The sequence below is a fragment of the Microbacterium sp. genome, assembly GCF_041641055.1.
In the GTDB taxonomy this organism is placed as follows: Bacteria; Actinomycetota; Actinomycetes; order Actinomycetales; family Microbacteriaceae; genus Microbacterium.
In genome coordinates, this window is the sequence record NZ_JBEPZB010000038.1 from 1 (window position 1) to 23,678 (window position 23,678).

General features: G+C 70.0%; 20 protein-coding genes and 1 tRNA gene. 10 read left to right on the forward strand and 11 right to left on the reverse strand.

The genetic code is table 11. The features are described from left to right. The first annotated feature begins 132 nt into the window (after positions 1-132). Entirely contained in the window at positions 133-1,140 is a 1,008-nt protein-coding gene (locus ACESK8_RS16265; RefSeq protein ID WP_372969562.1) for a LacI family DNA-binding transcriptional regulator, read from the forward strand. Positions 1,141-1,303: 163 nt separating this feature from the next. Here the strand turns inward: ACESK8_RS16265 and ACESK8_RS16270 are convergent, their stop codons facing one another. Beyond that, the gene (locus tag ACESK8_RS16270) at positions 1,304-2,353 is read right to left on the reverse strand and encodes a M24 family metallopeptidase (RefSeq protein ID WP_372969563.1); all 1,050 of its coding nucleotides are present in this window, start codon (positions 2,351-2,353) and stop codon (positions 1,304-1,306) included. 83 nt (positions 2,354-2,436) lie between these two features. On the opposite strand from ACESK8_RS16270, the gene ACESK8_RS16275 reads away from it, so the two are divergent. The 5 genes from ACESK8_RS16275 (at position 2,437) to ACESK8_RS16295 (ending at position 7,843) form a co-directional block, all read left to right on the forward strand. After that, positions 2,437-3,438 (forward strand): LacI family DNA-binding transcriptional regulator, encoded by a 1,002-nt coding sequence (locus ACESK8_RS16275; RefSeq protein ID WP_372969564.1) that lies wholly within the window; start codon positions 2,437-2,439, stop codon positions 3,436-3,438. A gap of 110 nt (positions 3,439-3,548) precedes the next feature. After that, on the forward strand, positions 3,549-4,877 hold the full coding sequence (locus ACESK8_RS16280) for a Gfo/Idh/MocA family protein (protein WP_372969565.1): 1,329 nt from the start codon (positions 3,549-3,551) through the stop codon (positions 4,875-4,877). Continuing rightward, positions 4,874-5,809, forward strand: coding sequence for an NAD-dependent epimerase/dehydratase family protein (locus ACESK8_RS16285; protein ID WP_372969566.1), 936 nt, complete (start codon positions 4,874-4,876; stop codon positions 5,807-5,809). Before ACESK8_RS16280 ends, ACESK8_RS16285 begins: the two co-directional genes overlap by 4 nt. 10 nt (positions 5,810-5,819) lie before the next feature. Continuing rightward, on the forward strand, positions 5,820-6,719 hold the full coding sequence (locus tag ACESK8_RS16290; protein ID WP_372969567.1) for a 5-dehydro-4-deoxyglucarate dehydratase: 900 nt from the start codon (positions 5,820-5,822) through the stop codon (positions 6,717-6,719). Further along, positions 6,716-7,843, forward strand: coding sequence for a mandelate racemase/muconate lactonizing enzyme family protein (locus ACESK8_RS16295; protein WP_372969568.1), 1,128 nt, complete (start codon positions 6,716-6,718; stop codon positions 7,841-7,843). The genes ACESK8_RS16290 and ACESK8_RS16295 overlap by 4 nt, the downstream gene beginning before the upstream one ends. Positions 7,844-7,976: 133 nt before the next feature. Here ACESK8_RS16295 and ACESK8_RS16300 read toward each other — a convergent pair whose 3' ends face one another. Then, positions 7,977-10,265, reverse strand: coding sequence for a glycoside hydrolase family 3 C-terminal domain-containing protein (locus ACESK8_RS16300; protein WP_372969569.1), 2,289 nt, complete (start codon positions 10,263-10,265; stop codon positions 7,977-7,979). A gap of 93 nt (positions 10,266-10,358) precedes the next feature. Between ACESK8_RS16300 and ACESK8_RS16305 the strand changes: the two genes are divergently transcribed. Continuing rightward, positions 10,359-10,940, forward strand: coding sequence for a TetR/AcrR family transcriptional regulator (locus tag ACESK8_RS16305; protein ID WP_372969570.1), 582 nt, complete (start codon positions 10,359-10,361; stop codon positions 10,938-10,940). 13 nt (positions 10,941-10,953) lie between these two features. Here ACESK8_RS16305 and ACESK8_RS16310 read toward each other — a convergent pair whose 3' ends face one another. The 4 genes from ACESK8_RS16310 to serS form a co-directional block, all read right to left on the reverse strand. Beyond that, positions 10,954-12,195, reverse strand: a complete 1,242-nt coding sequence (locus ACESK8_RS16310) for an LCP family protein (RefSeq protein ID WP_372969571.1) — start codon at positions 12,193-12,195, stop codon at positions 10,954-10,956. Between the two features lie 53 nt (positions 12,196-12,248). Continuing rightward, a tRNA-Ser gene (locus ACESK8_RS16315) sits at positions 12,249-12,333 on the reverse strand. A 42-nt stretch (positions 12,334-12,375) separates the two neighbouring features. After that, positions 12,376-13,197, reverse strand: coding sequence for an HAD family hydrolase (locus ACESK8_RS16320; RefSeq protein ID WP_372969572.1), 822 nt, complete (start codon positions 13,195-13,197; stop codon positions 12,376-12,378). Next, the gene (gene serS / locus ACESK8_RS16325; protein ID WP_372969573.1) at positions 13,194-14,477 is read right to left on the reverse strand and encodes a serine--tRNA ligase; all 1,284 of its coding nucleotides are present in this window, start codon (positions 14,475-14,477) and stop codon (positions 13,194-13,196) included. Before serS ends, ACESK8_RS16320 begins: the two co-directional genes overlap by 4 nt. Before the next feature lie 74 nt (positions 14,478-14,551). Here serS and ACESK8_RS16330 point away from each other — a divergent pair, with 74 nt between their 5' ends. Continuing rightward, entirely contained in the window at positions 14,552-15,550 is a 999-nt protein-coding gene (locus tag ACESK8_RS16330; protein WP_372969574.1) for a diacylglycerol kinase family protein, read from the forward strand. 34 nt (positions 15,551-15,584) lie between these two features. On the opposite strand, the gene ACESK8_RS16335 is transcribed toward ACESK8_RS16330, so the two are convergent. The 3 genes from ACESK8_RS16335 to ACESK8_RS16345 all read right to left on the reverse strand — a co-directional run bounded on the left by ACESK8_RS16335 (position 15,585) and on the right by ACESK8_RS16345 (position 18,114). Beyond that, the gene (locus ACESK8_RS16335; protein WP_372969575.1) at positions 15,585-16,328 is read right to left on the reverse strand and encodes a hypothetical protein; all 744 of its coding nucleotides are present in this window, start codon (positions 16,326-16,328) and stop codon (positions 15,585-15,587) included. 51 nt (positions 16,329-16,379) lie between these two features. Next, positions 16,380-17,840, reverse strand: a complete 1,461-nt coding sequence (cls, locus tag ACESK8_RS16340) for a cardiolipin synthase (protein WP_372969576.1) — start codon at positions 17,838-17,840, stop codon at positions 16,380-16,382. A 100-nt stretch (positions 17,841-17,940) separates the two neighbouring features. After that, the gene (locus tag ACESK8_RS16345; protein ID WP_167347454.1) at positions 17,941-18,114 is read right to left on the reverse strand and encodes a hypothetical protein; all 174 of its coding nucleotides are present in this window, start codon (positions 18,112-18,114) and stop codon (positions 17,941-17,943) included. A 128-nt stretch (positions 18,115-18,242) separates the two neighbouring features. On the opposite strand from ACESK8_RS16345, the gene ACESK8_RS16350 reads away from it, so the two are divergent. Continuing rightward, complete coding sequence (locus tag ACESK8_RS16350; protein ID WP_372969577.1) at positions 18,243-19,358, forward strand: DUF4192 domain-containing protein; 1,116 nt, start codon at positions 18,243-18,245, stop codon at positions 19,356-19,358. Here ACESK8_RS16350 and lysS read toward each other — a convergent pair. Continuing rightward, a complete protein-coding gene (gene lysS, locus ACESK8_RS16355) occupies positions 19,351-20,877 on the reverse strand; it encodes a lysine--tRNA ligase (RefSeq protein WP_372969578.1) in 1,527 nt (508 codons plus the stop codon). The genes ACESK8_RS16350 and lysS overlap by 8 nt on opposite strands. An 81-nt stretch (positions 20,878-20,958) precedes the next feature. Here lysS and ACESK8_RS16360 point away from each other — a divergent pair, with 81 nt between their 5' ends. After that, positions 20,959-22,800 carry a DUF2207 domain-containing protein gene (locus ACESK8_RS16360; protein ID WP_372969579.1) on the forward strand — a complete coding sequence of 614 codons (1,842 nt, stop codon included), beginning with the start codon at positions 20,959-20,961 and terminating at the stop codon, positions 22,798-22,800. A gap of 2 nt (positions 22,801-22,802) precedes the next feature. Here ACESK8_RS16360 and ACESK8_RS16365 read toward each other — a convergent pair whose 3' ends face one another. Next, the gene (locus ACESK8_RS16365) at positions 22,803-23,507 is read right to left on the reverse strand and encodes a DUF2520 domain-containing protein (protein ID WP_372969580.1); all 705 of its coding nucleotides are present in this window, start codon (positions 23,505-23,507) and stop codon (positions 22,803-22,805) included. Between the last annotated feature and the right edge of the window lie 171 nt (positions 23,508-23,678).

The following is a 23,678-nucleotide window of genomic DNA, read 5'->3' on the forward strand; positions in this document are numbered from 1 at the left end:
AGGGGGATGATGATCGGAATGAACTTTACCTGAATCGATTCAAGCTCGTTTCAGGCTAGTGTATGTGATGCCGGTCTCAGGTCAACCCCCGATGCCGAAGCGTGATCCGCCCGACGACGAGAGGACAGCCGAATGCCGATCAGCATCCGCGATGTCGCCGTCCGCGCGGGCGTCTCGGTGGGCACGGTCTCGAACGTCCTGAACCGTCCTGACGAGGTCTCCAGCGACTCCGTCGAACGCGTGACCCAGGCGATCGAGGAACTCGGCTACGTGCGCAACGACGCCGCGCGCAAGCTCCGCGCCGGCGTGAGCACGACCGTGGGATTCGTGGTGCTCGATGGGCAGAACCCCTTCTACAACGACGTGGTCCGCGGTGCCGAGGACGAAGCATCCAGCCACGGCATCGCCATCCTGTACGGCAACACCGATGAGGACCCCTCGCGGGAGAAGGTCTACCTCGACCTGTTCCGCGAGCAGCAGGTGCGCGGGCTGCTCATCGCCCCGTACGGCGACGTCATGACGCAGCTGCGCCGGTTCCGCTCGAGCGGCATCGCGACGGTGCTCGTCGACAGGTTCAGCGCCGACAGCGGCTTCTCGTCGGTCTCGGTCGACAGCGTCGCCGGGGGACGACTGGCGGTCGAGCATCTGATCGAGGGAGGGCGGCGGCGCATCGCGTTCGTCGGCGGCCCCTTCGACATCCGCCAGGTCACGGATCGCCTGGCCGGCGCCAGAGCGGCCGCGGAGAACGCGGCCGTGCACATCGAGCTCGAGGTCGTACCCACCTCGGCGATGACCGTCGAGGAGGGAGTTGCGGCCGGTGCACGCCTGCTCACCCGCCCCCGACGGGAGTGGCCGGATGCGCTGTTCGCCGCGAACGATCTCCTCGCGCTCGGCCTGCTGCAGTCGCTCGTCTCGGGAGGGCGGGTCCTCGTGCCCGACGAGATCGCGCTGATCGGGTTCGACGACAACCCGTTCGCGGCAGCGGCGGCTGTACCGCTGTCATCCATCCGCCAGCCCAGCCGCATGATCGGCCGCACCGCGCTGCGGATCGTGCTCGAAGAGGCAGCGGATCCCGAGAGCATCCCCCGTCAGACCGTGTTCCCGCCTGAGCTCATCGTCCGTCGCTCGACCAGCGGCTGACCTCACTCCCGCACACGCCGCCACCTCGGCCACGGCGCCTCGGCCACGGTTCCGACCACGTGCATGCCCGGAAAACACTTGCCTGCCCTGATCGCCGATCCGAGCATGCATCCGTCATCCGAGCATGCGTTCAGCAGCAGTCGGATGCCTCGGCAGCCCTGTCTCAGCGCCGCCCTCCATAGGGCCGCGTGATCGGACGCTGCAGATCCTCGTACTCGACCGAGGGCCACCGGTCATCGACCGTGAGGACCTCCCATCCCTCCGGGGCGAGAAGCATGGTGTCCTCCACCTTGAGCCCCGGCGCGGTCGGGTTCCACGCGAACGCCTGATGCTCGACGGTCACGTCGTCCGTGGATGCGGTCGCGCGCGGGTCGCGCCCGGCATAGCCGGTCGGACCGCCCTGATGATGCCGTCGCCACTCGTCGGCATCGAAGCCGAACCGTGCGTATGCCGCCGTCCCCGCGGCGAAGGCGTCCGACAACCGCGCTCCCGGCGCGGACGCGTCGAGGAACGCGCGCTCGACGCCCAGCAACGGCTCCTCGTCGACCGGCTCGCCGACCCACCGCGTCGCGTTCGCGATCAGCCCGTCCCGTCGCCCGCACACGACGACCATCGCGCGTGCGCCCAGCACGCCGGACGTGGGCAGGGGATGCCGGAACGCCTGGCGTGCGGCGCCGGCGACCAGCACGACCAGCGGATCGATTCCGCGCGCGACGAGCGCAGCGGACACCCCTGCTGCGACCGCCCGCTCGCTCTCCGCGGGACCCGCCCCGCCGAGCACGTCCGTCAGCGCCTCGGCCGTCTCGCGTCCGAGTGCGCGGTAGCGCCCCCGCTCCCCCGGCAGCAACCGGGCGCGAGCCGCCCGAAGCGGGACGGCGGCCTCCGCTTCCGCCACTGCCGGCTGCTCCGCCGCTGCGATCGACGGCGGGATCCACCACGGCACACGAATGACCCGCTCGGCGTCCTCCGGAAGCAGCTCCTCCGCGATCAGCCTGTCGGCCTCGTTGTCGGCGACGAAGAGCGCATCCCCGTCGTTCGAGGCCCGCACGGCCAGCACCGGCGGTCCGGCCGACGACACGTGGGTGCGTACGCCGTCGAGGTACCACGACACCGCCTCGTGCGAGGTGAGCAGAAGCGGCTCGCCACCGAGCTCCCGGCGCACGCGCGCCACTCTCTCCTGCTTCTCGACGCGATCCTCGGATGCTCCGGCCATACGACCCTCTCCTCGCAAAACGTTTTCTCGTAGTATGACGACAGCCGCGGCCGATCGCGGGCGGAGTCGACGGAGGGATGCGGATGGCACGCGCCGCACGCCCCGGGATCACCGACGTCGCGAAGCTCGCCGGGGTGTCCCTCTCGACCGTGTCTCGGGCCATGAACGGCAACCCGACCGTCGATCCTGCGCTCGCCGAGCGAGTGCGAGCAGCGGCCGCACAACTCGGCTACACCGCGAGTCCCGTCGCGCGGAGCCTCGTGCTCGGCCGCACCCAGACGGTCGCCGTCGTCATCCCGGATCTGGAGAACCCGACGTTCCAGGCGATCCTGCGCGGACTCAGCCGAGCCGCCACCGCCGACGGCTACCACGTCCTGGTCGCGGATTCGCGGGAGGACCTCGACGAGGAGCATGCGCTCGCCCGCGCCACGCGGCTGCGCACCGACGGTGTCATCCTGTGCGCGCCGCGCATGTCCGAGGACGAGCTCGCGGAGATGCTGCCGGCGCTCTCCCCCGCCGTCGTCGTCAACCGCGGACCGCAGGTCGGCGCCCCCGTCGTCGGCGCCGACTACGGGGCGGGCATGCGGCAGATCCTCGACCACCTGACCGCTCTCGGCCACCGCCGGCTCGTCTACCTCGCGGGCGCCACCCGCAGCGTGACCCACCGAGCGCGGCAGGCGGCGATCGCAGCGGCAGTCCGGGACGGCGAGGGGCTCGAGGTCGAGGAGATCACCGCGGGCGTCGCATTCGACAGCGGCACCGCCGTCGCCGACCGGGTGCTCGCCACCGGCGCCACCGCGGTCATCGCCTACAACGATCTCGTCGCGATGGGTCTCCTGTCGGCGCTGACGATCCGCCGTGTCGACGTGCCCCGGCAGCTGTCGATCACGGGATTCGACGACATCCCGTTCGCCGCCTACACCTCGCCGCCCCTCACGACGGCCGCGGTTCCGGCGGTGGAGCTCGGCGAGGCGGCCTGGGCGGCGATGCACGCGCAGCTCACCGCCGAGGAGCCGACACCGATGCTCACACTGACGCCGACTCTGATCGTGCGCGGCAGCACGGCGATCCCGCACAGCGACTGACGGGCACAGCGCCCGACCGACCCAGCACCGACGGGCCCAGCACCCTCGGATCCGCCCTGTGCTATCGTCGAGAAAACGTTTCCTGAGTTCGAGATCACCGAAGGATCACGATGACGAAGACCCGCTACGCCCTGGCCGGTGCCGGGGTCCGCGCGCAGATGTACGTCGAGGCGATCGTGGGCGCGCACCGTGACCGCGCCGAGCTCGTCGCGATCGTGGAACCGAACCCGGTGCGGGCGGCCTACCACGCCGCCCGTGTCACCGAAACAGGGACACCGGCACCTCGCCTCGCGGGTCCCGCAGAGCTCGAGCAGGTCATCCGCGAGGAGTGCGTCGACCGCGTCATCATCTGCTCCCGCGACGATCTGCACGCCGAGCTCATCGTGCGCTCGCTCGAGGCCGGCGCCGATGTGGTGGTCGAGAAGCCGCTCACGATCGATGCGGCGAGCGCCGCCCGGATCGAAGATGCCGTCGCGCGCACGGGCCGGCAGGTGGTGCTCACGTTCAACTACCGCTACTCGCCCCGCAACAGCGCCCTGCGCCGGGTGATCCAGGACGGCACGATCGGCGAGGTCACCTCCGTCGACTTCTCCTGGATGCTCGACACGAATCACGGCGCGGACTACTTCCGCCGCTGGCACCGCGAGAAGAAGAACTCCGGCGGTCTGCTCGTGCACAAGTCCAGCCATCACTTCGACCTGGTGAACTGGTGGATCCGCTCGCAGCCGACCCGTGTCTTCGCGTCGGGCGGACTGCGGTTCTACGGTGCGGAGAACGCGGCACGGCGCGGTCTCGGCGAGCGGCCCGCTCGCGGCACGCACGACGGCGGCGACCTGTTCGAGCTCGACCTGCGCACCGACGAGCGGCTGACCGCGCTGTACCTCGACGCCGAGCAGCACGACGGCTACCGGCGCGATCTCGACGTCTTCAGTGCGGGCATCACGATCGAGGACAACCTGGCGCTCGTCGTCGACTACGCCTCGGGGGCGACGATGTCGTACTCGCTGAACGCGCACTCGCCCTGGGAGGGGTATCGGGTCGCGGTCAACGGCACCCTCGGCCGGGCCGAGCTCGAGGTCATCGAACGCGGTGCCGTGCTCGCCGGCGACGGACTGCATCCGCACATCGACCCGAGTCTCTCCGGCGGCGACGGCACGACCGCCCTTCGCCCCGAAGGCGAGCGGCTGATCGTGCAGCGGCACTGGGAGGCGGCCTACGAGGTGCCGATCGACGGGGGCGACGGTGGCCATGGCGGCGGTGACGAGCTGCTGCTCTCCGACGTGTTCGTCGGACCGGGCGACGATCCGCTGGCCCGACCGGCGGACTGGTCGGACGGCATCCGCTCGATCGCCGTGGGCATCGCCGGCAACCGCTCACTCGAGACAGGGCTGCCGGTGAAGGTCTCGGACCTCGGCATCGCCCTCCTGGCCGACGGATGAGGATCGTCGTCACCGGCGGCTCCGGCAGGCTCGGGCGCACACTCGTCACGGGCCTCGCGGACGCAGGGCACGAGATCGTCTCGCTCGACCGGCAGCCGACGCAGCACCTCGACCGCGCGGGGGTCACGCAATCCGCTCTCGACCTCGAGGATGCGGATGCCACGGCGTCGACCCTCGCCGACACCCGGGCCGACGCGCTGATCCACCTCGCGGCGATCGCCGTGCCGTTCAGCGCGCCCGAGGACGTCATTCTCCGCACGAACGCCGCACTCGCCCAGTCGGTGCTCGGCGGAGCGGTACGCGCAGGCATCCGCCGCGTGGTCGCCGCATCCAGCCCGACCGTGATCGGCTACGGCGCACCCCGAGGCTGGACTCCCGAGCGCCTTCCGCTCGATGAGACGTCGCGGGTCGAGCCGTGGAACGCCTACGCGCTGTCGAAGCTGCTGATCGAGCAGGCCGTCGCGATGCTGCGTAGGCAGACCGGCGACGACGTCCGGTTCGCCTCCTTCCGGCCCTGTTACGTGATCACCCCCGACGAGTGGGCTGGCGCCCCCACCCAGCAGGGCCACACGGTGCTCCAGCGCCTCGACGACCCTGCGCTGTCGGCTCCCGCGCTGTTCAACTATGTCGACGCCCGCGATGTCGCGCGTTTCGCCGACACGCTCCTGAGCGCCCTCGACGACATCCCCAACGGCGAGGTGTTCTTCGTCGGAGCCGAAGACGCGCTCGCCCGGCGCCCGCTGAGCGAGCTGCTGCCGCAGTTCCACCCCGGCACGGAGCAGGCAGCGACTGCCCTCACCACGAGCGCCCCTGCCTTCTCCTCCGCGAAGGCTGCGAGGCTCCTCGGCTGGCGCCCGACTCGGAGCTGGCGCACCGAACTCGCGACCGTCTCCGCCCACACGACCGCCTCCGCCTCCGCCTCCGCCTGCTGAAAGGCTCGACTTGGACTTCGACGGCATCCTCTTCTTCCCGGTGACCCCGTTCTCCACGCGGGGTTCCCTCGATCACGACCTGCTGTCCGCGCACGTCACCACCGGCGTGGAGGCGGGAGCCGGGGGCGTCTTCCCGGCGTGCGGGACCGGCGAGTTCCATGCCCTGTCGGCGAGCGAGGCCACCGCCGTCACTCGCACGACGGTCGCGGCCGTAGCCGGACGCGTGCCGGTCGTCGCCGGAGCCGGCGGGCCGCTCGGGCACGCGGTGGAGGTCGCCCGGGGCGCAGCGGATGCCGGTGCCGACGCGCTGCTCATCCTGCCGCCCTACCTCGTCGGCGGCACGCAGGAAGGGCTAATCGCCTACGTCGAGCAGCTCGCCGCCGCGACCGACCTCCCCGTGATCGTGTACCACCGCGGCAGCGCGCAGTACTCGGTCCCGGCCATGCGGCGACTCGTCGCGAACCCGAGGGTCGTGGGCTTCAAGGACGGCACGGGCGACATCGGCGCCACGCAGTCGATCGTGCGCGCCGTCGCCGAGGAGGGGCGCGCCGACTTCGCGTTCTTCAACGGCCTGCTCACCGCCGAGCTCACGCAGGGCGCGTACCGGGGCATCGGCGTGCCGCTGTACTCGTCCGCCGCCTTCGCCATGGCCCCAGACCTCGCGAACGCCTACTACCGCGCCTACGTCGACAGCGACGAGGCCCGACGCCTCGCACTCCTGGACGGCTTCTACCGCCCGCTGGTCGACCTGCGCGATGAAGCCCCCGGGTTCGGCGTCTCGCTGATCAAGGCGGGGCTCCGCCTCTCGGGCCTCGCGGTCGGCTCGGTGCGCCCGCCCCTCGTCGATCCGTCTCCGGCCCAGGAGGCCCGACTGGCCGACATCCTCGCGGCGGGACGCGCGCTGCTGTGACGACCGTCCGCAGCCTCACGACGCGCCTCCAGCGGGTGCCACTGACGCGCCCGTGGGCCTCGGACGTGACCTCGGTGGGCGTGGTCGCGACCCATGTCGTGCGCTCGGACGGCGCGGAAGGGTGGGGGTTCTCCTGGAGTCCGCAGATCGGGGCGCCCGCGGTGCAGGCGCTCCTCGATCACGACATCGCCCCGGCGGCGATCGGTCGCGCGGCGACTCCCGGCATCCTCTGGCCGGACATGTGGGAGCACCTGCATGAAGCAGGAGGCGGCGGCCTCACGACGATCGCGCTCGCAGGGCTCGATCTGGCGCTGTGGGATGCCGAGGCCAGAGCGGCCGGCGTTTCGGTGTCGCAGCTGCTCGGCCGCCACCGCGAGCGTGTGCGGGCCTACGGATCCGGAGTGAACCTGCACTACTCCCTGGACGACCTGCTCGCCCAGGTGCAGCGCTGGATCGACGACGGCTTCGAGGCGGTGAAGATCAAGGTCGGTAAGCCCGATCTCGCCGAGGACGTCGAGCGGGTGGGCGCGGTGCGCGCGCTCCTGGGACCGGACCGCGCCCTGATGATCGACGCCAACCAGCGGTGGGACCTCGCCACGGCGACCTCGTCGATCGAGGCGCTGTCGGCCTTCGAGCTCGCCTGGATCGAGGAGCCGCTGCGCGCCGACGACCTCGCGGGGCACGCCGAGCTCGCCCGGCGCATCGAGGTGCCGATCGCCCTCGGCGAGAACCTGCACACCGTGCACCGGTTCGACGACTTCCTCAACGCCGGCGCCGCGCAGATCGTGCAGCCCAACATCGTGCGGGTCGGCGGCATCACCCCGTTCCTCCGCATCGCCGAACGGGCGGCGGCGCACGGTGCCGCCCTGCATCCGCACCTCCTGCCCGAGCTCTCCGGCCAGCTCGCGCTGGCGCTGCCGGCGACCGGCCACGAGATCCTCGTGGAGGACGTCGAGGATGCCGGGTTCGGAGCGCTCGGCGCCCTCGTCGATCCGTCGCCGGTGACCATCGCCCACGGCCACCTCGTCGAGAACCCGCATCCAGGGCTCGGTCTCCGCTTCGCACCGCTGCTCTCCGCTGAATCCGCCCCCTCCACCGACGCCATCCGAGAGGACCCGTCATGACCGTCGACACTCTCGAGCAGCTCCGGGAGCGGGCGGGGAGGTTCCGCACGACGAGTCGCTCGCGCGACTGCCGCGTCGCCGGAACGGCGTGCTCACGCCTCCTGCCTGAGCACACCGTTCCGTCGGCATCCGATCAGGCCTGCGAGAGCGTTCCCGCGTTCGCGCCCGCGAGGAGCTGCTCGACCTGATCGTGGGTCACCTCGATGCCGGGGAAGCCGATCAGGCGCCCGATCGGGAACGAGGCCATCATCTTCTCCATCGCCTCGTCGTTCGGCATCATCGACGCCGCCGAGGAGTCCGCCCCGTTCAGCTCTCCCAGGAAGCCGCCGAGCGCCCCCATCACGATGGGACCCGCGACCGGATGCGCCATCACATCGCCGATCGACGACTCCATGGTCAGGGGCAGCGACACGACGTCGCCCTCGACGTCCACGGTCGACGTCGAGCGGATGTCGCGGCTCGACGCCGCGACCTCGACGCGGTACGTCCCCGTCTCGACGATCCAGCGGTCCACGCGCACATCCCAGTACGCGAGGTCCTCGCGGCGGACGATCAGGTCGACCGTGCGGGTCTCCCCTGCGGCCAGCGCCACCGAGGAGAACGCCTTGAGCTCGCGCGGGGCGCGCTGCACCGCAGAGGCGACGGGAGCCACGTAGACCTGCACGATCTCACGGCCGTCGCGCTCGCCCGTGTTCGTGATGTCGACGCTCACGACCAGGTCGCCGTCGGCCGCCGAGGTGACCGAGGCCTGTCCGTACTCGAAGGTCGTGTACGAGATTCCGTGCCCGAACGGGAAGGTGACGTCGAGACCCTTCGCGTCGTACCAGCGATAGCCCACGAGCACGCCCTCGCCGTAGCGGACATGGCCGAACTCACCGGGGAAGTTGCCGTACGAGGGATTGTCCTCGAGACGCACCGGGACGGTCTCGGTGAGCTTGCCCGAGGGGTTGATCGTGCCGTACAGGACGTCGGCCACGGCGCCGCCGCCGGCCTGCCCGAGCAGCCACGTCTCCACGATCGCCGGCACGCGGTCTGCGAACGGCAGCGCCACGACTCCGCCGTTCGAGAGCACGACGACGGTCGTGGGGTTCGCGTCGATCACGGCGTCGAGCAGGGCGAGCTGGTCTGCGGGGAGGTCGATGTGCTCGCGGTCGAAGCCCTCCGACTCCTCGGCGGCGGGGAGCCCGAGCAGCACGACGGCGACATCGGAGGCGGATGCCACAGCGACCGCCTCGGCTCGCAGCTCTTCCTCGGAGCGACCGGATGCCGCCACGGCACCGCCCTCGACGGCGAATCCGGCGGCGTACGTGACGCGGTCGCCGCCGACGGCGCGCAGTTCATCGAGGGCGTTGTCGACCCTGGTCGGGTTGATCAGCGAGGAGCCGGCGCCCTGGAAACGCGGTTCGGTCGCGAAGGCGCCGATCACCGCCACGTTCTGCTCGGGAGCGAGAGGGAGCACCCCGCCCTCGTTCTTGAGCAGCACGATCGAACGACCTGCGGCCTCCCGCGCGAGTGCATGATGACGGTCGACGTCGAGGGGTCCGGTGACGGCGGGTCGGCGCTCGGCCTTGCGCACGAGATCGATCGCCCGCTGCGCGGCGGTGTCGAGCACGCTCTCTTCCAGCTCTCCCGCCCGCACGGCGGCGACCAGCTGGGCATCCGTCCGCCCACCGGAGGACGGCATCTCGAGGTCGAGTCCCGCCGAGACGCCCGCGACCCTGTCGTTGACCGCTCCCCAGTCCGAGACGACGAGGCCGTCGAAGCCCCAGTCGTCCCGCAGCACCTGCGTGAGCAGCCACGGGTCCTCCGAGGCGTAGACGCCGTTGATGCGGTTGTACGAGCACATCACGGTCCACGGCTGCGCGTCCGTGACGACGCGCTCGAAGCCGCGCAGATAGATCTCGTGCAGCGGCCGGGGGTCGACGTCGGAGCTCGCACGCATCCGGTCGAACTCCTGGTTGTTCGCGGCGAAGTGCTTGAGCGAGGAGCCGACGCCCTGAGACTGGACCCCGCGCACCGACGCCGCCCCGAGGACGCCCGAGACGAGGGGGTCTTCGGAGAAGTACTCGAAGTTCCGCCCGCACAGCGGCGAGCGCTTGATGTTGATGCCGGGACCCAGCACGATCGCCACGTCCTCGATCGCCGCCTCCACACCGATCGCCGCCCCCACGCGCTCGATGATCTCGGGGTCGAACGACGAGCCGATGCCGACGGCCGGCGGGAAGCAGGTCGCCGGCACGCTGCTCGCGAGCCCGAGGTGATCGGTGCCTCCGGCCTGTTTGCGGAGCCCGTGCGGACCGTCCGTCATCATGATCGAGGCGATGCCGACTCTGTCCACCGCCTTCGTGGTCCAGAAATCGGCCCCGCTGGTGAGCGATGCCTTCTCTTCGAGAGTGAGGTCGGAGGCCGAGGACTCGGTCATGGTGTTCCTTTCGCGGGCGACAGCGGTGTCTTGCGAAAACTATATGCGAGTAGGTATTGGATTTCAAACGTTGTTCAGGATTACGCTCGGAGCATGGCACGACGAGGTTCATACGCGAAGGGCGTCGCCAGGCGCGAGGAGATCCTCGAGAGCGCGCTCGATGTGATCGGCCGGCGTGGGTACCAGAATGCATCGCTCAAGCAGATCGCCGAGGTCGTCGGCGTCACCCCGGCCGCGCTCCTGCACTACTTCGGCAGCAAGGAGGAGCTGTTCACCGAGGTGCTGCGCGCCCGCGACGAGCGCGACCTGATGGCTCCCCACCCGGCGAACCCGAGCGACGCCAAGGCCGCGTTCGTCGACGTCATCCGACACAACACCGAGGTCCCCGGGATCGTCGAGCTGTTCTCACGCCTCGCCGTGGATGCGGTGGATCCGGAGCATCCGGCCCATCAGTACTTCCTCGACCGCAGCGAACGGCTGCGTGAGAGCATCGCCGACGCCTTCGACCGCGACGACCGCCGACAGGGCGTGCTCGATCCGGCGACCATGGCGCGAGTGATCCAGGCGGTGTCCGACGGCCTGCAGATCCAGTGGATGATCGATCCCACCGTCGACATGCCCGGCATCATCGAGGCACTGATGGACGTCCTCTACCCGCCGAAGCCGAAGGACTGATCCGGACCGGCTCTCAGCCGCCGTTGCCGTTCGAGCAGGTCTGCTGCGCCGCCGAGTTGCCCTTGATCGTGTCGGGCAGGGCCACGACGTTGTCGGGGGTGCTCGTGGGAGCCGGGGTCGCCGCGCCGCCTGCATCGGCCGGGACGGGGTCGGTGACCACGACGCCGTCGCTGTCAGTGTTCTCGTAGGTCACCTGCAGCTGGGCGTTGGCGTTGATCGCGTCCCACATCTCCTGCGCGGCCGACTCGTTCGCGACGACCTTGTTGGAGTCCTCCCAGTCGTCGACCGTCGGGTACTGGAGGAACACGATGTCCTCGAACGGGACGGACTTGACCGCGAGCGCGATCTGCACGATCTTCATCGGGTCGGCGAGCGAGTTGCTGGCCTCGACGTTGCGCAGGCCCGTGTTGGCGAGCTTCAGCATCATCGGCGCGTTCCCGAGCGTCTCACTGCTGATGAGCTTGCGCACGAGGCTCGACATGTACTGCTGCTGGTTGCCGATGCGGCCGAGGTCGCTGCCGTCTCCGACACCGTGCCGGGTGCGCAGGAACTGCAGCGCCTGCAGGCCCTTCACCGTGTGCGTGCCCGCCGACATGTCCAGGCCCGTGTACCAGTCCTTGATCGGTGTGGCGAGGCACACCTCGACGCCTCCGACGGCGTTCGTGATCTCGATCACGCCGCCGAACGTCACGGAAGCCGCGAACTGGATCTCCTGGCCGGTGAGCTGGGTGATGGTCTTGGCGACGCAGTTCAGGCCGCCGTCCGTGTACGCCACATTCAGTGGCTGCTTGCTCATCGCGGAGTGCACCTCGCCCTTGGCGTCCTCGCACTCGGGGATGCCGAGCATGAGGTCACGGGGGAAGCTGACCACCGTGATCCGACGGGGCTCCTGCGACACATGCACGAGGAGGTTGACGTCGTTGAGGGTGCCCTCGGAGTCGCTGCCCGTGCAGCGGTCGCCGAAGTACTCCTTGTAGTCCTCTTCGCAGGTGTCGACGCCGGTCAGCAGGAGGTTGAAGCCCTCTTTGTACTCGCCGATGTTCGGCGGGAGCTCCTCCTCGCCGTCGAGCTCGACGGCGTTCGCGGTCACCGTGGTCGACAGGTCGTAGAACACGTACGCGCCCACTCCGAGACCGCTCACGAGCACGACAGCCAGGCCGATGGCGATGAACTTCAGGAGCTGGTTGACGGGTCCGGGAGTGCGCAGCTGACCGTGGCGCGCGATGGTGCGGCGGCGTCGCGTGTGGGGACTCACTCGGGGCCTTTCGATTCAGCGTGCGGTGCGGGGGGTCACCGTGCCCTGTACAGCGGAGGGTGTGGGATTCGAACCCACGAGACATCTCTGCCCACTGGTTTTCAAGACCAGCTCCATCGGCCGCTCGGACAACCCTCCCGACAGACGAATCTGCCGACAAGCCGTGAGTCTAGCCGAGAACTATTCTCCCGCGCTGACCTGGGCGGGTGCTGGAAGCGTGTTCAGCGCCGCCGCGAGACCGCCGTCCTCCACGTCACCGGTCACCTCGCCGGCGGCCTGCTTCACCTCGATCGGCGCCTGTCCCATCGCCACGGCCCGCCCGTCGAGCCCGAGCGCCCACCCGAACATGCCGATGTCGTTGCGTCCGTCGCCCGCGACCAGCACTTCGCCGCGCTCGAAGCCGAGCTCGGTGCGCACCCGCTCGAGTGCCGTGCCCTTGTCCACGCCCTGGGGCGCGATGTCGAGCCACGCCGTCCAGCCGATCGCATACGAGACCTCGTTGAGGCCCGCATCCGCGACGAGGCGATGGAAGTCCTCCTCGTCATGCCCCGGCGACACGACGACGACGCGCGAGACCGGCTCCGCGACGAGCTCCTCGAAACCGACCTGTCGGCCGCCGTCGAGTGTCCAGTCGTCGAGATGCTGGGTGTACAGCCGCTGCCCCGAGCCGAGCTCGACCATGTACCGCGCGTCAGGCAGACGCTCACGCAGCAGGGCGAGCACGGGTGACGGGTCGAACGTCTCGATGTGCCACCTCTCCCACCCGTCGCCCGCACGGCGCATGGTCACCGCGCCGTTCGAGCACACCACGAACTGCGGGGTCAGACCGAGCTCGTCGACGTAGCGCTCGGTCGCCATCCAGCTCCGCCCGGTGGCGATGGTGACCTCGTGCCCCGCGTCGCGCAGACGGGCGACGGCTTCGGGCACTCCCGGGCTCATCGACTCGTCCTGCAGCAGGATCGTGCCGTCGACGTCGAGACCGACGAGCCAGCGCGACGTCATGCCGTCGGCTCCAGGACGTCGAGCCCACCCAGGTACGGCCGCAGCACCTCGGGCACCCGCACCGAGCCGTCGGCCTGCTGGTGGGTCTCGAGCAGCGCCACGATCCACCGGGTCGTCGCCAGGGTGCCGTTGAGGGTCGCGACCGGCTGCGTCTTGGCCGTCTGCCCGTCCTGCACCTGCGGGCGGTGGCGGATGTCGAGACGGCGTGCCTGGTACGTGGTGCAGTTCGACGTCGAGGTGAGCTCGCGGAACGCGCCCTGCGTCGGGACCCACGCCTCGATGTCGTACTTGCGGGCGGCGCTGGAGCCGAGGTCGCCCGCTGCGACGTCGATCACGCGGTAGGCCAGGCCGAGTGCGGTGAGCATCTCCTCCTGCAGCGCCACGAGGCGCAGGTGCTCGGCCTCGGCATCCTCGGGGTTCGTGTAGACGAACATCTCCAGCTTGTTGAACTGGTGCACCCGGATGATCCCGCGGGTGTCCTTGCCGTGCGATCCCGCCTCGCGCCGGTAGCAGGTCGACCATCCGGCGTAGCGGAGTGCGCCCGCGCCCAGGTCGAGGATCTCGTCCTTGTGGTACCCGGCGAGAGCGACCTCGCTGGTGCCGACCAGGTAGAGGTCGTCGTCCTTGTCGAGGTGGTAGACCTCGTCGGCGTGCTCGCCGAGGAAGCCGGTGCCCTGCATGATCTCCGGACGCACCAGCGTGGGGGTGATCAGCGGCACGAAGCCGTTCTGCAGCGCCTTGTCGAGCGCGAGGTTCATGAGGGCGATCTCGAGGCGCGCCCCGATGCCGCGCAGGAAGTAGAAGCGCGCGCCCGACACCTTCGCGCCGCGCTCCATGTCGATCGCACCGAGGATCTCGCCGAGCTCCAGGTGGTCACGGGGCTCGAAGTCGAACGCCGGAACGTCGCCCACCCGGCGGAGCTCGACGAAGTCGGCCTCCCCACCGGCGGGGACGCCGTCGATGACGACGTTCTCGATGCGCGCGAGCGCTGTCGCGAGCACATCCGCCGCCTCGTTCGCGGTCTGCTGCGCCTGCTTGACGCGGTCGGCGAGATCCTTGACCTGGGCCACGAGCGCGGCCTTCTCGTCCTTCGGCGCCTGCGCGACCCGCTTGCCGAACGCGTTCTGCTCGGCGCGCAGCTCCTCGAATGCGGCGAGCGCCGCACGCCGCGATCGATCCGCCTCGAGCGCGGCGTCGACGGTGCCCTGGTCATTGCCACGGGCGGCCTGAGAACGGCGGACGATCTCCGGATTTTCGCGGAGGAGTGCGAGGTCGATCATCCCCCAAGTCTATGGGGAGCCCCGCCGCCCGCAGCCGCGCCGAGACGGCCCCGATGCCGCGTTAGAGTAGCGCCATGACGATGAGCGCCCCCTCCCGGCGACAGGCGGCGCTCGTGTACAACCCGATCAAGGTCGATGAGAAGCACCTGCGCGCCCGGGTCCGCACGCTCTCGAGCGAGGCGGGCTGGGAGCATCCGGCCTTCTATCCGACCACCGTCGAGGACCCCGGTCAGCAGGCGACGGCGCAGGCGCTCGAGCGCGAGGTCGACGTCGTGCTTGTGGCGGGCGGAGACGGCACGGTGCGCGCCGTGTCGGAGGCGATCGCGAACAGCGGGGTGCCTCTCGCCATCCTGCCGAGCGGCACAGGCAACCTGCTCGCGCGCAATCTCGGGCTTCCCCTCGGCGACGCCGACGAGATGATCCGCGCCGCCCTGGGCGAGTTCCGGCACGCGATCGACATCGGCTGGGCACGGCTCACGCGCGCCGACGGCGAGCAGGAGGAGCACGCGTTCGTGGTCCTCGCCGGGATGGGCCTGGATGCCGACATGATCGCGAACACCCGCTCCGATCTGAAGAGGTCGGTCGGCTGGATCGCCTACGTCGACGGGGCCGCGAGGTCGCTCGTGACCGCCGAGCCGTTCCGAGCGGTGTTCCAGATCGATGACGGCCGCCTGCATTCCACCAAGGTGCACAGCATCCTGTTCGCGAACTGCGGTCTGCTGCCTGCCGGCATCGCGCTGATCCCGGACGCGTCGATCACCGACGCGGTTCTGGACGTGGCGGTGATCCAGCCCACGGGAGTGCTCGGGTGGCTCGGGGTGTGGCGCAAGATCTGGTGGGACAACTCCGTGCTGCGTCGCTCGCGCGCCGGACGCCGGGTACTGGATCGACGCGGCAAGGACGCGTCCGTGCACTACTTCCGGGGCCTCGCCGCCGAGGCTGCCGCGACGAAGCCCACGCCGATCGAGCTCGACGGCGACGAGTTCGGCACCGCGGTGCGCGTCACCTGCCGGGTCGATCCGGCGGCGCTCCTGCTGGCGCTGCCCGCCGACCACCCGGTCGCCACCCTCTGAAGGGCTGGAGGTCGGCGGACGCCGTCAGCCGGAGTCAGCCTCGGACGTCGACCGTTCCGTCGAGCCCACCGCCGACGAGAGTCAGGGTGAACGCGTCGTCGTCGACCTGGTCCTCGCCGAAGTCGACGATGGTCGCGCGGGGCGCCATGTCCATCGTGCAGACCTTCGAGTCATCGGTCGCGAACGTGGCCGTGCCTGTCGCGCCCGATCCCTCCAGGCTCTCCACGACGGGGGCGCAGCTGGAGGACCCCCAGGTGAGCAGCACGAGGGCGCCGTCGTCGTACCACGCGGCGGACGGGGTGTACTCGGTCGACGAGCCCGGCGTGCCGGAGAAGGCGGGGTCGCCGTCGACATCGACGTCACCGACGATGTCGCCGTAGGTGACCTGCAGCGTGACCTCTGCGGTCGGATCGACGCCTTCGGGGAGGGCTCCGACGCTCGCTCGCGGCGCCATGTCCGAGGTGCAGGCGGCCGCGTCCTCGTCCGTGGAGGAGGGCTCGACGAGGGTGACCGTGACGGTCTGCCCCTCGGCGGTGACCTCGTCCACCTGCGGGATGCAGGTGGAGGAGCCCCAGGTCACGATCGCGAACATGCGGCCGTCGTCGAGCAGCGCACCCTCGAGATCATCGGAGTCGTCGGACGGCTGCCCCGGCCCGCTCGACGGATCGGACGTCGTCTGCGGGGCTGTCGCCCCTGGGCCGATCGTGCAGCCGGCCAGGAGCACGACCGCGGCGAGTGCGGACAGGGATGCAGCGAGGAGGCGCGTGGGGGAAGCCATGCACACAGGGTATCGGGGGCACCCTGCGCGAGTACCCCCTTGACGGATCCGCTACTGCAGTGCCGAGGTGAGCCGGGCGAGGTTGTCGAGGACCGTGGACCGCAGCGGCTGCTGCATCCACTCCTCCAGCGTCAGCTCACGACTGAGCGACCGGTATTCGTCTTCGACCGCGCGCATCTCGGCGACGAACTCCTCGCCGCGCACGAGCATCGAGACCTCGAGATTGAGACCGAAAGAGCGCATGTCCATGTTGCTCGACCCGATCACGGCGACTTGATCGTCGATCGTCAGGCTCTTCGTGTGCAGGATGTAGGGCTTGGGGTACATCCAGATGCGCACCCCGGCCTTGAGCAATGCCTCGTAGTAGCTGCGCTGGGCGTGATAGACCATCGCCTGATCGCCCTCTTCGGAGACGAACAGCTCGACGGCCACTCCCCGGTCGACCGCTGCGGTGACGGCGAGCAGCAGCGCCTCGTCCGGCACGAAGTACGGGCTCACGATCATGATGCGCTCCTTGGCCGCGTACAGCAGTCCGAGGAAGAGACGGAGGTTGTTCTCGACCTCGAAGCCGGGCCCGGAGGGGACGACCTGGCAGTCCAGGTCGCCGGAGCCGGCCTCGGCGTGCGAGATGTCGATCTCCTGCAGCACCTCGTCGGTCTCGCTGTACCAGTCGCTGAGGAAGATGGCGTTCACGCTCAGCACGACGGGACCGTCGATGCGCACCATGAGGTCGACCCAGTGCAGACCGCGCTTGATGTTCTTGGGGAGGTTGTACGTCGAATCCGTGACGTTCTGCGAGCCGAGGAAGGCGACCTTGCCGTCGACGACCACGAGCTTGCGGTGGTTGCGCAGATCGGGACGCTGCATGCGCCCCTTGAGCGGCTGCACAGGGAGCATCAGATGCCAGTCGGCGCCCATCCGGTTGAGCCGCGCGATGGTCTCGCGATACCTCGGCTTCCACCGGTTCGCCCAGTGGTCGAGCAGGACCCTGACGTGCACGCCCCGCGCCGCGACCTCCTCCATCGCGCGGAAGAAGTTGTCGGTCGATGCGTCGGACTGCAGGATGTAGAACTCGACGTGGACGTAGTCCTGTGCCTTGCGGATCTCCTCCGCCATCGCATCGAGGGAGTCCTGATAGTCGGCGATCAGATGCGCACCGTTGTCGCCCGAGATGGGCAGCGCGCCGAGACGGTGGTTCATCTCGACGAGCGGGGGGAACCAGCTCGGGGCGTCGGGACGCAGCGTGCCGAAGTGCAGATGCTCGCTCGTCTCGGCGATGTACTCGTTGATCTGGTCCTGCTTGCGCCGGCGGGCGCGCGGAAGGCGCGGGTTTCCGATCAGCAGGAAGAGGAGGACGCCGACGAACGGGATGAAGAACACGGCCAGCAGCCAGGCCATCGCAGCCGTGGGGCGGCGGTTGCGGGGGATCACGATGATCGCCGTGATGCGGATCGTCAGGTCGAGGACGAGCAGGAACGCCGCGATCCACCACGCCCAGGTGTCGGGTGTCATACCTCGTCCTCTCGACGGGTCGGCACTTCGACGGCACGCGCCTCAGTGGGCACCGGTGACGGTGCGCTGGCTACACAGTAGCCGATGGGTCGGACGCTGCTCAGGGGCGCGGCGGCAGGCCGCGAGCTGCGCGTTCCTCGGCTTCGATGCGTGCGTGCACCTTGCGCTCGGTGCGGTCGAACCGCAGGATGCCGCGGAGCACGAAGAAGAAGACCACGCTCACGCCGATGGTCGGGATGATCGACCACGCCGCCGCAAGCCAGAAGTTCTCCATGCGTCCAATGGTACGCGACCGGCCGTTCGAGGGCTCACTGCTCCTGCACATCCGGCGGTCCTCCCGATCCGGGTGCGCATGCTGTGGATCCGCCCCGACGGCGCCGACCCTTCGACGACACTCTCGGGATGACCACCCTGCTCCGAGCCTCCGGCTCCGCTGAGTTCCTCAGCATCGTCCCTTCCCTGGCGGGCTTCACCCCCACCGAGAGTCTTGTGCTCCTCCCTTTCCACGGCTCGCGCACGCATGGCGCGATGCGCCTCGATCTGCCCCGGGACGACGTCGGCCTCCCGGAGTATGCGGATGCAGCGATCGGACTCGTGTCCCGCATCGACGGGACGGATGCCGTCGCCGTCGTCGTCTACACCGACGATCAGGCTCAGGCCACTCGCGACGGCTTGGTCCTGCCGTTCGCCGTCGAGGTCGACGAGCTTCTCCGCCGTGCCGACGACGCCGGGCTCCGCATCGTCGACGCCCTCTGCGTGACGGCCGCCGGGTGGTCGAGCTATCTGGCTGATGAACCTGAACTGCATGTCCTCGACCGCGAGCCGCCGTCGGTGTCCGGCATCGGCGATGTCTCGGGCGATCACCTCGCCGGTGCGCGTCTCGACCCGGCGGACCTCGCCGAGAAGGAGCGCGTCGGACGGGCCCTGATCCAGCTCTCCGCGCTGCTCGACGACGGTGCACCCCACAGAACCGCTCGCGCCGACCCGCAGGCGATCGCCGCGCTGGTGCTGCTCGAAGACCTGCCTGCGTTCTTCGAGTCCGTCCTCAGCTCCCCCGATGATCTGCCGACCTTCGCCACCGCGGCGCTGCTCTGGTGTCTCGACCGACCGATCTTCCGCGACGTCGCACTGACGCAGTGGGCGACCGACATCTCCGGAGGGATGCGGACCCTCCGCTCACAGCTCTCGTTCGCGGACACGGGCGAGGCGTTCCCCGACGATCTCGGAGACGTCTTCCTCGGCAGGGGCCCGGCCCCCGACTCCGAGCGGCTCCGAACCGCTCTCACGCTCGCGCGCTACCTCGCGGCCCGTGCGCCGCGAGCGTCGAGACCGGCACCCCTCACCGCCGCGGCCTGGCTCTCGTGGGCGCTGGGTCGCTCCAGCCATGCCGCCCACCACCTCGACCTGGTGCGCGCGATCGACCCCGAGTACGGTCTCGCGGCCCTCCTCGAGACGATGATCAGCGCCGCGGTGCTGCCCGAGTGGGCGTTCCGCCGCGGCGTCCCAGACGCTACTTGACCAGCGGGAAGAGGATGGTCTCGCGGATGCCGAGGCCCGTGATCGCCATCAGCAGGCGGTCGATGCCCATTCCCATGCCGCCGGACGGCGGCATGCCGTGCTCGAGGGCGCGCAGGAACTCCTCGTCGACGGGCATGGCCTCCACGTCTCCGCGGGCGGCCAGCTTCGCCTGCTCGACGAAACGCTCGCGCTGGATCACCGGGTCGACCAGCTCGGAGTATCCGGTGGCCAGCTCGAACCCGCGGATGTACAGGTCCCACTTCTCCACGACACCCTCGATCGAGCGGTGCTCGCGCACGAGAGGCGAGGTGTCCACCGGGAAGTCCATCACGAACGTCGGACGCACGAGGTCGCCCTTCACGAAGTGCTCCCACAGCTCTTCGACGAGCTTGCCGTGCGTGGCCTGGGCCGGGAGGTCCACGCCGCTCGCCTCGGCGAAGGCGATGAGGTCCTCGACCGAGTCCTGCGGGGTGACCGTACGCCCCGAGGCGGCCGACAGCGACTCGTACATCGAGATGCGGTCCCACTCGCCGCCGAGGTCGTACTCGGTGCCGTCGGCCCACGTGACCGTCGTCGACCCGGCGACCGCGATCGCGGCCTGCTGCACGAGCTCCTGCGTGAGCGCGGCCATCTGGTTGTAGTCGCCGTAGGCCTGGTAGGCCTCGAGCATCGCGAACTCGGGGCTGTGCGTGGAGTCCGCGCCTTCGTTGCGGAAGTTGCGGTTGATCTCGTACACCCGCTCGATGCCGCCGACGACGGCGCGCTTCAGGTACAGCTCCGGCGCGATGCGCAGATACAGCTCGGTGTCGAAGGCGTTCGAGTGCGTCACGAACGGACGGGCGGAGGCGCCGCCGTGCTGCACCTGCAGCATCGGCGTCTCGACCTCGAGGTAGTCGTGGCTCCCGAACGTCGCGCGGAGGCTGGCGTTCACGGCCGCGCGGGCGCGCACGGTGCTGCGCGCCTGCTCGCGCACGATCAGATCGAGGTAGCGGCTGCGGACCCGGCCCTCCTCACTGAGCTCCGAGTAGGCGTTGGGCAGCGGGAGGATCGCCTTGGAGGCGATGGCCCACTCGTCGGCCATGATCGACAGCTCGCCGCGGCGACTCGAGATGACTTCACCGTGCACGAAGACGTGGTCACCCAGGTCGACGTACTCCTTCCAGTCGGCCAGCGACTCCTCGCCCACGTTCGCGAGCGAGATCATCGCCTGGATACGTGAGCCGTCACCGGCCTGAAGGGTGGCGAAGCAGAGCTTTCCGGTGTTGCGGCTGAAGACGACACGACCGGCGACGCCGACGATGACGCCGGTCTCGGCCCCCGCCTCGAGGTCGCCGTACTCCGCGCGCAGCGCAGGGATCTGGTGGGTGACGGGGACGCCGACCGGGAAGGCGCCACCACCGGCATCCGCACGATCGGCGATCAGACGCGCGCGCTTCGCGAGACGCACGGCCTTCTGCTCGTGGACGTCTTCTTCGGTGGCGGCGGTGGCCGGCTCGGGCGCGGCAGACGCGTCAGTCATTCGGGGGCTCCTTGAAAGTCGTCTCCAGTTTACCGAGGTCCGCTGCCCCGCCCTGCGGCATCGTCTGGGTAGCCTCGGAACATGGCAGCCCACAGCGTCGCCCCCTCCCTCGTCCGCGCCTCCGTCGTCTGTGCGACGGCGAGCGCCGTCCTCACCGCGGTGGCCCTCATCGCTCCCGCCGCGGCGACGTCGGCCGCGGCCTCCGCGACCGCGGACGTCGACGTCGACGACTTCTCGTACGCGTCCTGGGAATCCGTGTTCGAGGTGGGACTCGATGATGAGGGCCGGGCGGACCTGCACGTCACCGAGACGCTGACCGCGCGGTTCCCCGACACCGACCAGAACAAGGGCATCGTCCGCGGACTCCCGACGACCTACGAGGATGCCTGGCTCGATGTCACCGTCCTCTCCGTCACCGACGACGCCGGCACGCCCGTGCCGTACGAGACCGACGAGGACGATGGCCTGCTGTACATCCTGACCGGAGATGACGAGTACGTCCGGGGCCTCACCACCTACGTCATCGAGTACGAGATGCGGGACGTGATCATCGCCGCCGACTCCGGCGTCGACGAGTTCTACTGGGACCTCCTGCCGCTCGACAGCACCCAGGGAATCGAGTCCTTCCGGGCGGATGTCGAACTCGACCCCACCCTCACCGACCGGCTGACCGGCAGCACGCGCTGCTACGTCGGCCCCTCGGGCTCGCGCGAGGAGTGCGACCTGGCGGCATCCGCCGACGGCTCCCGCTACAGCGTCGAGGCGACGGAGCTCGCTGCGGGCGAAGGCGTCACCGTCGCCGTCGGCTTCGAATCCGGCACTGCCCTGCAACCCGCAGCTCGCCGCCCTGACCCGGTCACCGACACGGTGCCGGCCATCGCAGCGGTAGGCGGTCTCGGACTCGCGGTCGGCAGCTGGTTCGCGGTGTCGTCGTTCCGGCGGTCCCGTCGACGTGCGAGCGGCGTCGTCATCGCGCAGTACGACGTGCCCGACTCGCTGCCGCCGCTGATCGCCGCCGCAGTCGTGCCGGGATCGAAGGACGCCATCCCCGCCGAGATCGTGCACCTCGCCGTGCGCGGCATGCTGCGGATCGAGGAGGGCGCCGAACCGGAGCAGCCACGACTGCGACGGCTTCCCGGTGCTCGGATCCCCGACCCGCTCGACGGCGAGGCGATGGATGCCCTCTTCGCCGAAGCGGATGCCGACGGCATGGCGGACCTTCCCGCGGAGAGCGAGACGTTCGCCGCGCGTATGAAGGCGCTCGCTCAGAGCGGCGTGGAGGCCGCCGCATCACGGGGACTCACGACGAAGGAGCGCAGCCGCGCGGCGATGATCCTGCAGTGGTGCGCGATCGCCGTCGTGCTGGCCGGTTTCGCGCTGGGACTCTGGGGGCTCATCGCCGGACGAGTCACGGCGATCCCCGCCTTCGTCGCGATCGCCTTCGGGGTCTTCCTCGTGCTGCTGTCATGCCTCTACAGCTTCTCGAAGCACACCGTGCTCACCCCTGAGGGCGCTCGCCAGTACGAGTACCTCCTCGGTGTGAAGGAGTTCATCAGGGTCGCGGAGGCTGACAGGCTGCAGATGCTGCAGTCGTACTCCGGCGCCGAGCGGCGCACCGACGGAACCGCGAACGTGATCCTCGTGTACGAGCGTCTCCTCCCCTACGCGATGCTGTTCGGGATGGAGGACGAGTGGGGCGCGGTGCTCGAGAGCGTGTACGCCTATGAGCAGCGCGGCGCCTCGTGGATCGGCGATCCGAACGCGCCGTTCATCCGCGGGCAGTTCGTCGCGTTCGCAGCGACCTCGCACGCCGCCGCCTCATACTCCGCGCCGAGCGCCGGAAGCTCATCGAGCGCCGGCGGATCCTTCGGCGGCGGGTTCTCCGGCGGTGGGGGCGGTGGCGGGTTCTCCGGCGGCCGCTGACCTCACAGCAGCGGGGTGGGACCCGAGGCGTCGCGCAGCGCGCGCTCGACCGTCGACTGCACCAGTGCGGAGAGGTATCCGCCGGGGTTCTCCACCCCGATGTCGCCGAGGCGGGCGATGGACTGGGCGATGATCGAGCGGGAGAACTCGGTCGCGGTCTGGATCGCATCCGCATAGGCCGGGCGGTCGGCTTCAGCGATGACGACCGGCTCGCATCCGATCTCCACCGCGAGAGCCTGTGCGATCGGCAGCACGGCCGGCGGAGCCGTCACGGCGGCATAGCCGGCCTGAAGCTGACGCAGGTCGATCGTCGTGCCCGTGAACGTGATGGCAGGATGCACGGCGAGGGGGATCGCCCCACTCTCCACCGCGGGCCGCAGGACCTCGATGCCGTATCCGGGGTCGGTGTGCAGCACGAGCTGACCGAGCTGCCAGCCGCCGACCTCGGCGATGCCGGCGATCAGTGACGGCAGCTGGTCGTGCGGCACAGCGACGATCACGAGCTCGCTGCGCCGCACCACCTCAAGCGCGTCCAGCACGGGCGCGTCCGGGAGCACCGCCGACGCGCGGTCATCGTCCGACCCGCTCGTGATGCCGGTGACGGCATGCCCGGCCCCGGCGAGGGCCGCTCCGATGACCGGACCCACGCGACCGGCGCCGATGATGCCGACGCCGAGTCGCCCGTCCCGGCGCGACGGATCACTCACCGTTCGGAGCCGGCGGAGCAGGCGGCGCAACCGGAGGCGCAGGCGGCGCAACCGGCGGAGCAGGCGGCGCAACCGGCGGAGCAGGCGGCGCAACCGGAGGAGCGGGAGGAGCAACCGGAGGCGCAGGCGGCGCGGCCGGCGGCGCAGGCGGCGCGGCCGGCGGAGCGGGAG

What these genes read in the sequence shown, in the direction of transcription:
- ACESK8_RS16360 (WP_372969579.1), top strand. Translation starts at nt 20,959, where the DNA reads ATGGCAGCCCACAGCGTCGCCCCCTCCCTCGTCCGCGCCTCCGTCGTC.
- ACESK8_RS16275 (WP_372969564.1), top strand. Translation starts at nt 2,437, where the DNA reads ATGGCACGCGCCGCACGCCCCGGGATCACCGACGTCGCGAAGCTCGCC.
- ACESK8_RS16265 (WP_372969562.1), top strand. Translation starts at nt 133, where the DNA reads ATGCCGATCAGCATCCGCGATGTCGCCGTCCGCGCGGGCGTCTCGGTG.
- lysS (WP_372969578.1), bottom strand. Translation starts at nt 20,877, where the DNA reads ATGACTGACGCGTCTGCCGCGCCCGAGCCGGCCACCGCCGCCACCGAA.
- ACESK8_RS16335 (WP_372969575.1), bottom strand. Translation starts at nt 16,328, where the DNA reads ATGGCTTCCCCCACGCGCCTCCTCGCTGCATCCCTGTCCGCACTCGCC.
- ACESK8_RS16320 (WP_372969572.1), bottom strand. Translation starts at nt 13,197, where the DNA reads ATGACGTCGCGCTGGCTCGTCGGTCTCGACGTCGACGGCACGATCCTG.
- ACESK8_RS16330 (WP_372969574.1), top strand. Translation starts at nt 14,552, where the DNA reads ATGACGATGAGCGCCCCCTCCCGGCGACAGGCGGCGCTCGTGTACAAC.
- ACESK8_RS16305 (WP_372969570.1), top strand. Translation starts at nt 10,359, where the DNA reads ATGGCACGACGAGGTTCATACGCGAAGGGCGTCGCCAGGCGCGAGGAG.
- ACESK8_RS16345 (WP_167347454.1), bottom strand. Translation starts at nt 18,114, where the DNA reads ATGGAGAACTTCTGGCTTGCGGCGGCGTGGTCGATCATCCCGACCATC.
- ACESK8_RS16270 (WP_372969563.1), bottom strand. Translation starts at nt 2,353, where the DNA reads ATGGCCGGAGCATCCGAGGATCGCGTCGAGAAGCAGGAGAGAGTGGCG.
- ACESK8_RS16300 (WP_372969569.1), bottom strand. Translation starts at nt 10,265, where the DNA reads ATGACCGAGTCCTCGGCCTCCGACCTCACTCTCGAAGAGAAGGCATCG.
- serS (WP_372969573.1), bottom strand. Translation starts at nt 14,477, where the DNA reads ATGATCGACCTCGCACTCCTCCGCGAAAATCCGGAGATCGTCCGCCGT.
- cls (WP_372969576.1), bottom strand. Translation starts at nt 17,840, where the DNA reads ATGACACCCGACACCTGGGCGTGGTGGATCGCGGCGTTCCTGCTCGTC.
- ACESK8_RS16280 (WP_372969565.1), top strand. Translation starts at nt 3,549, where the DNA reads ATGACGAAGACCCGCTACGCCCTGGCCGGTGCCGGGGTCCGCGCGCAG.
- ACESK8_RS16285 (WP_372969566.1), top strand. Translation starts at nt 4,874, where the DNA reads ATGAGGATCGTCGTCACCGGCGGCTCCGGCAGGCTCGGGCGCACACTC.
- ACESK8_RS16350 (WP_372969577.1), top strand. Translation starts at nt 18,243, where the DNA reads ATGACCACCCTGCTCCGAGCCTCCGGCTCCGCTGAGTTCCTCAGCATC.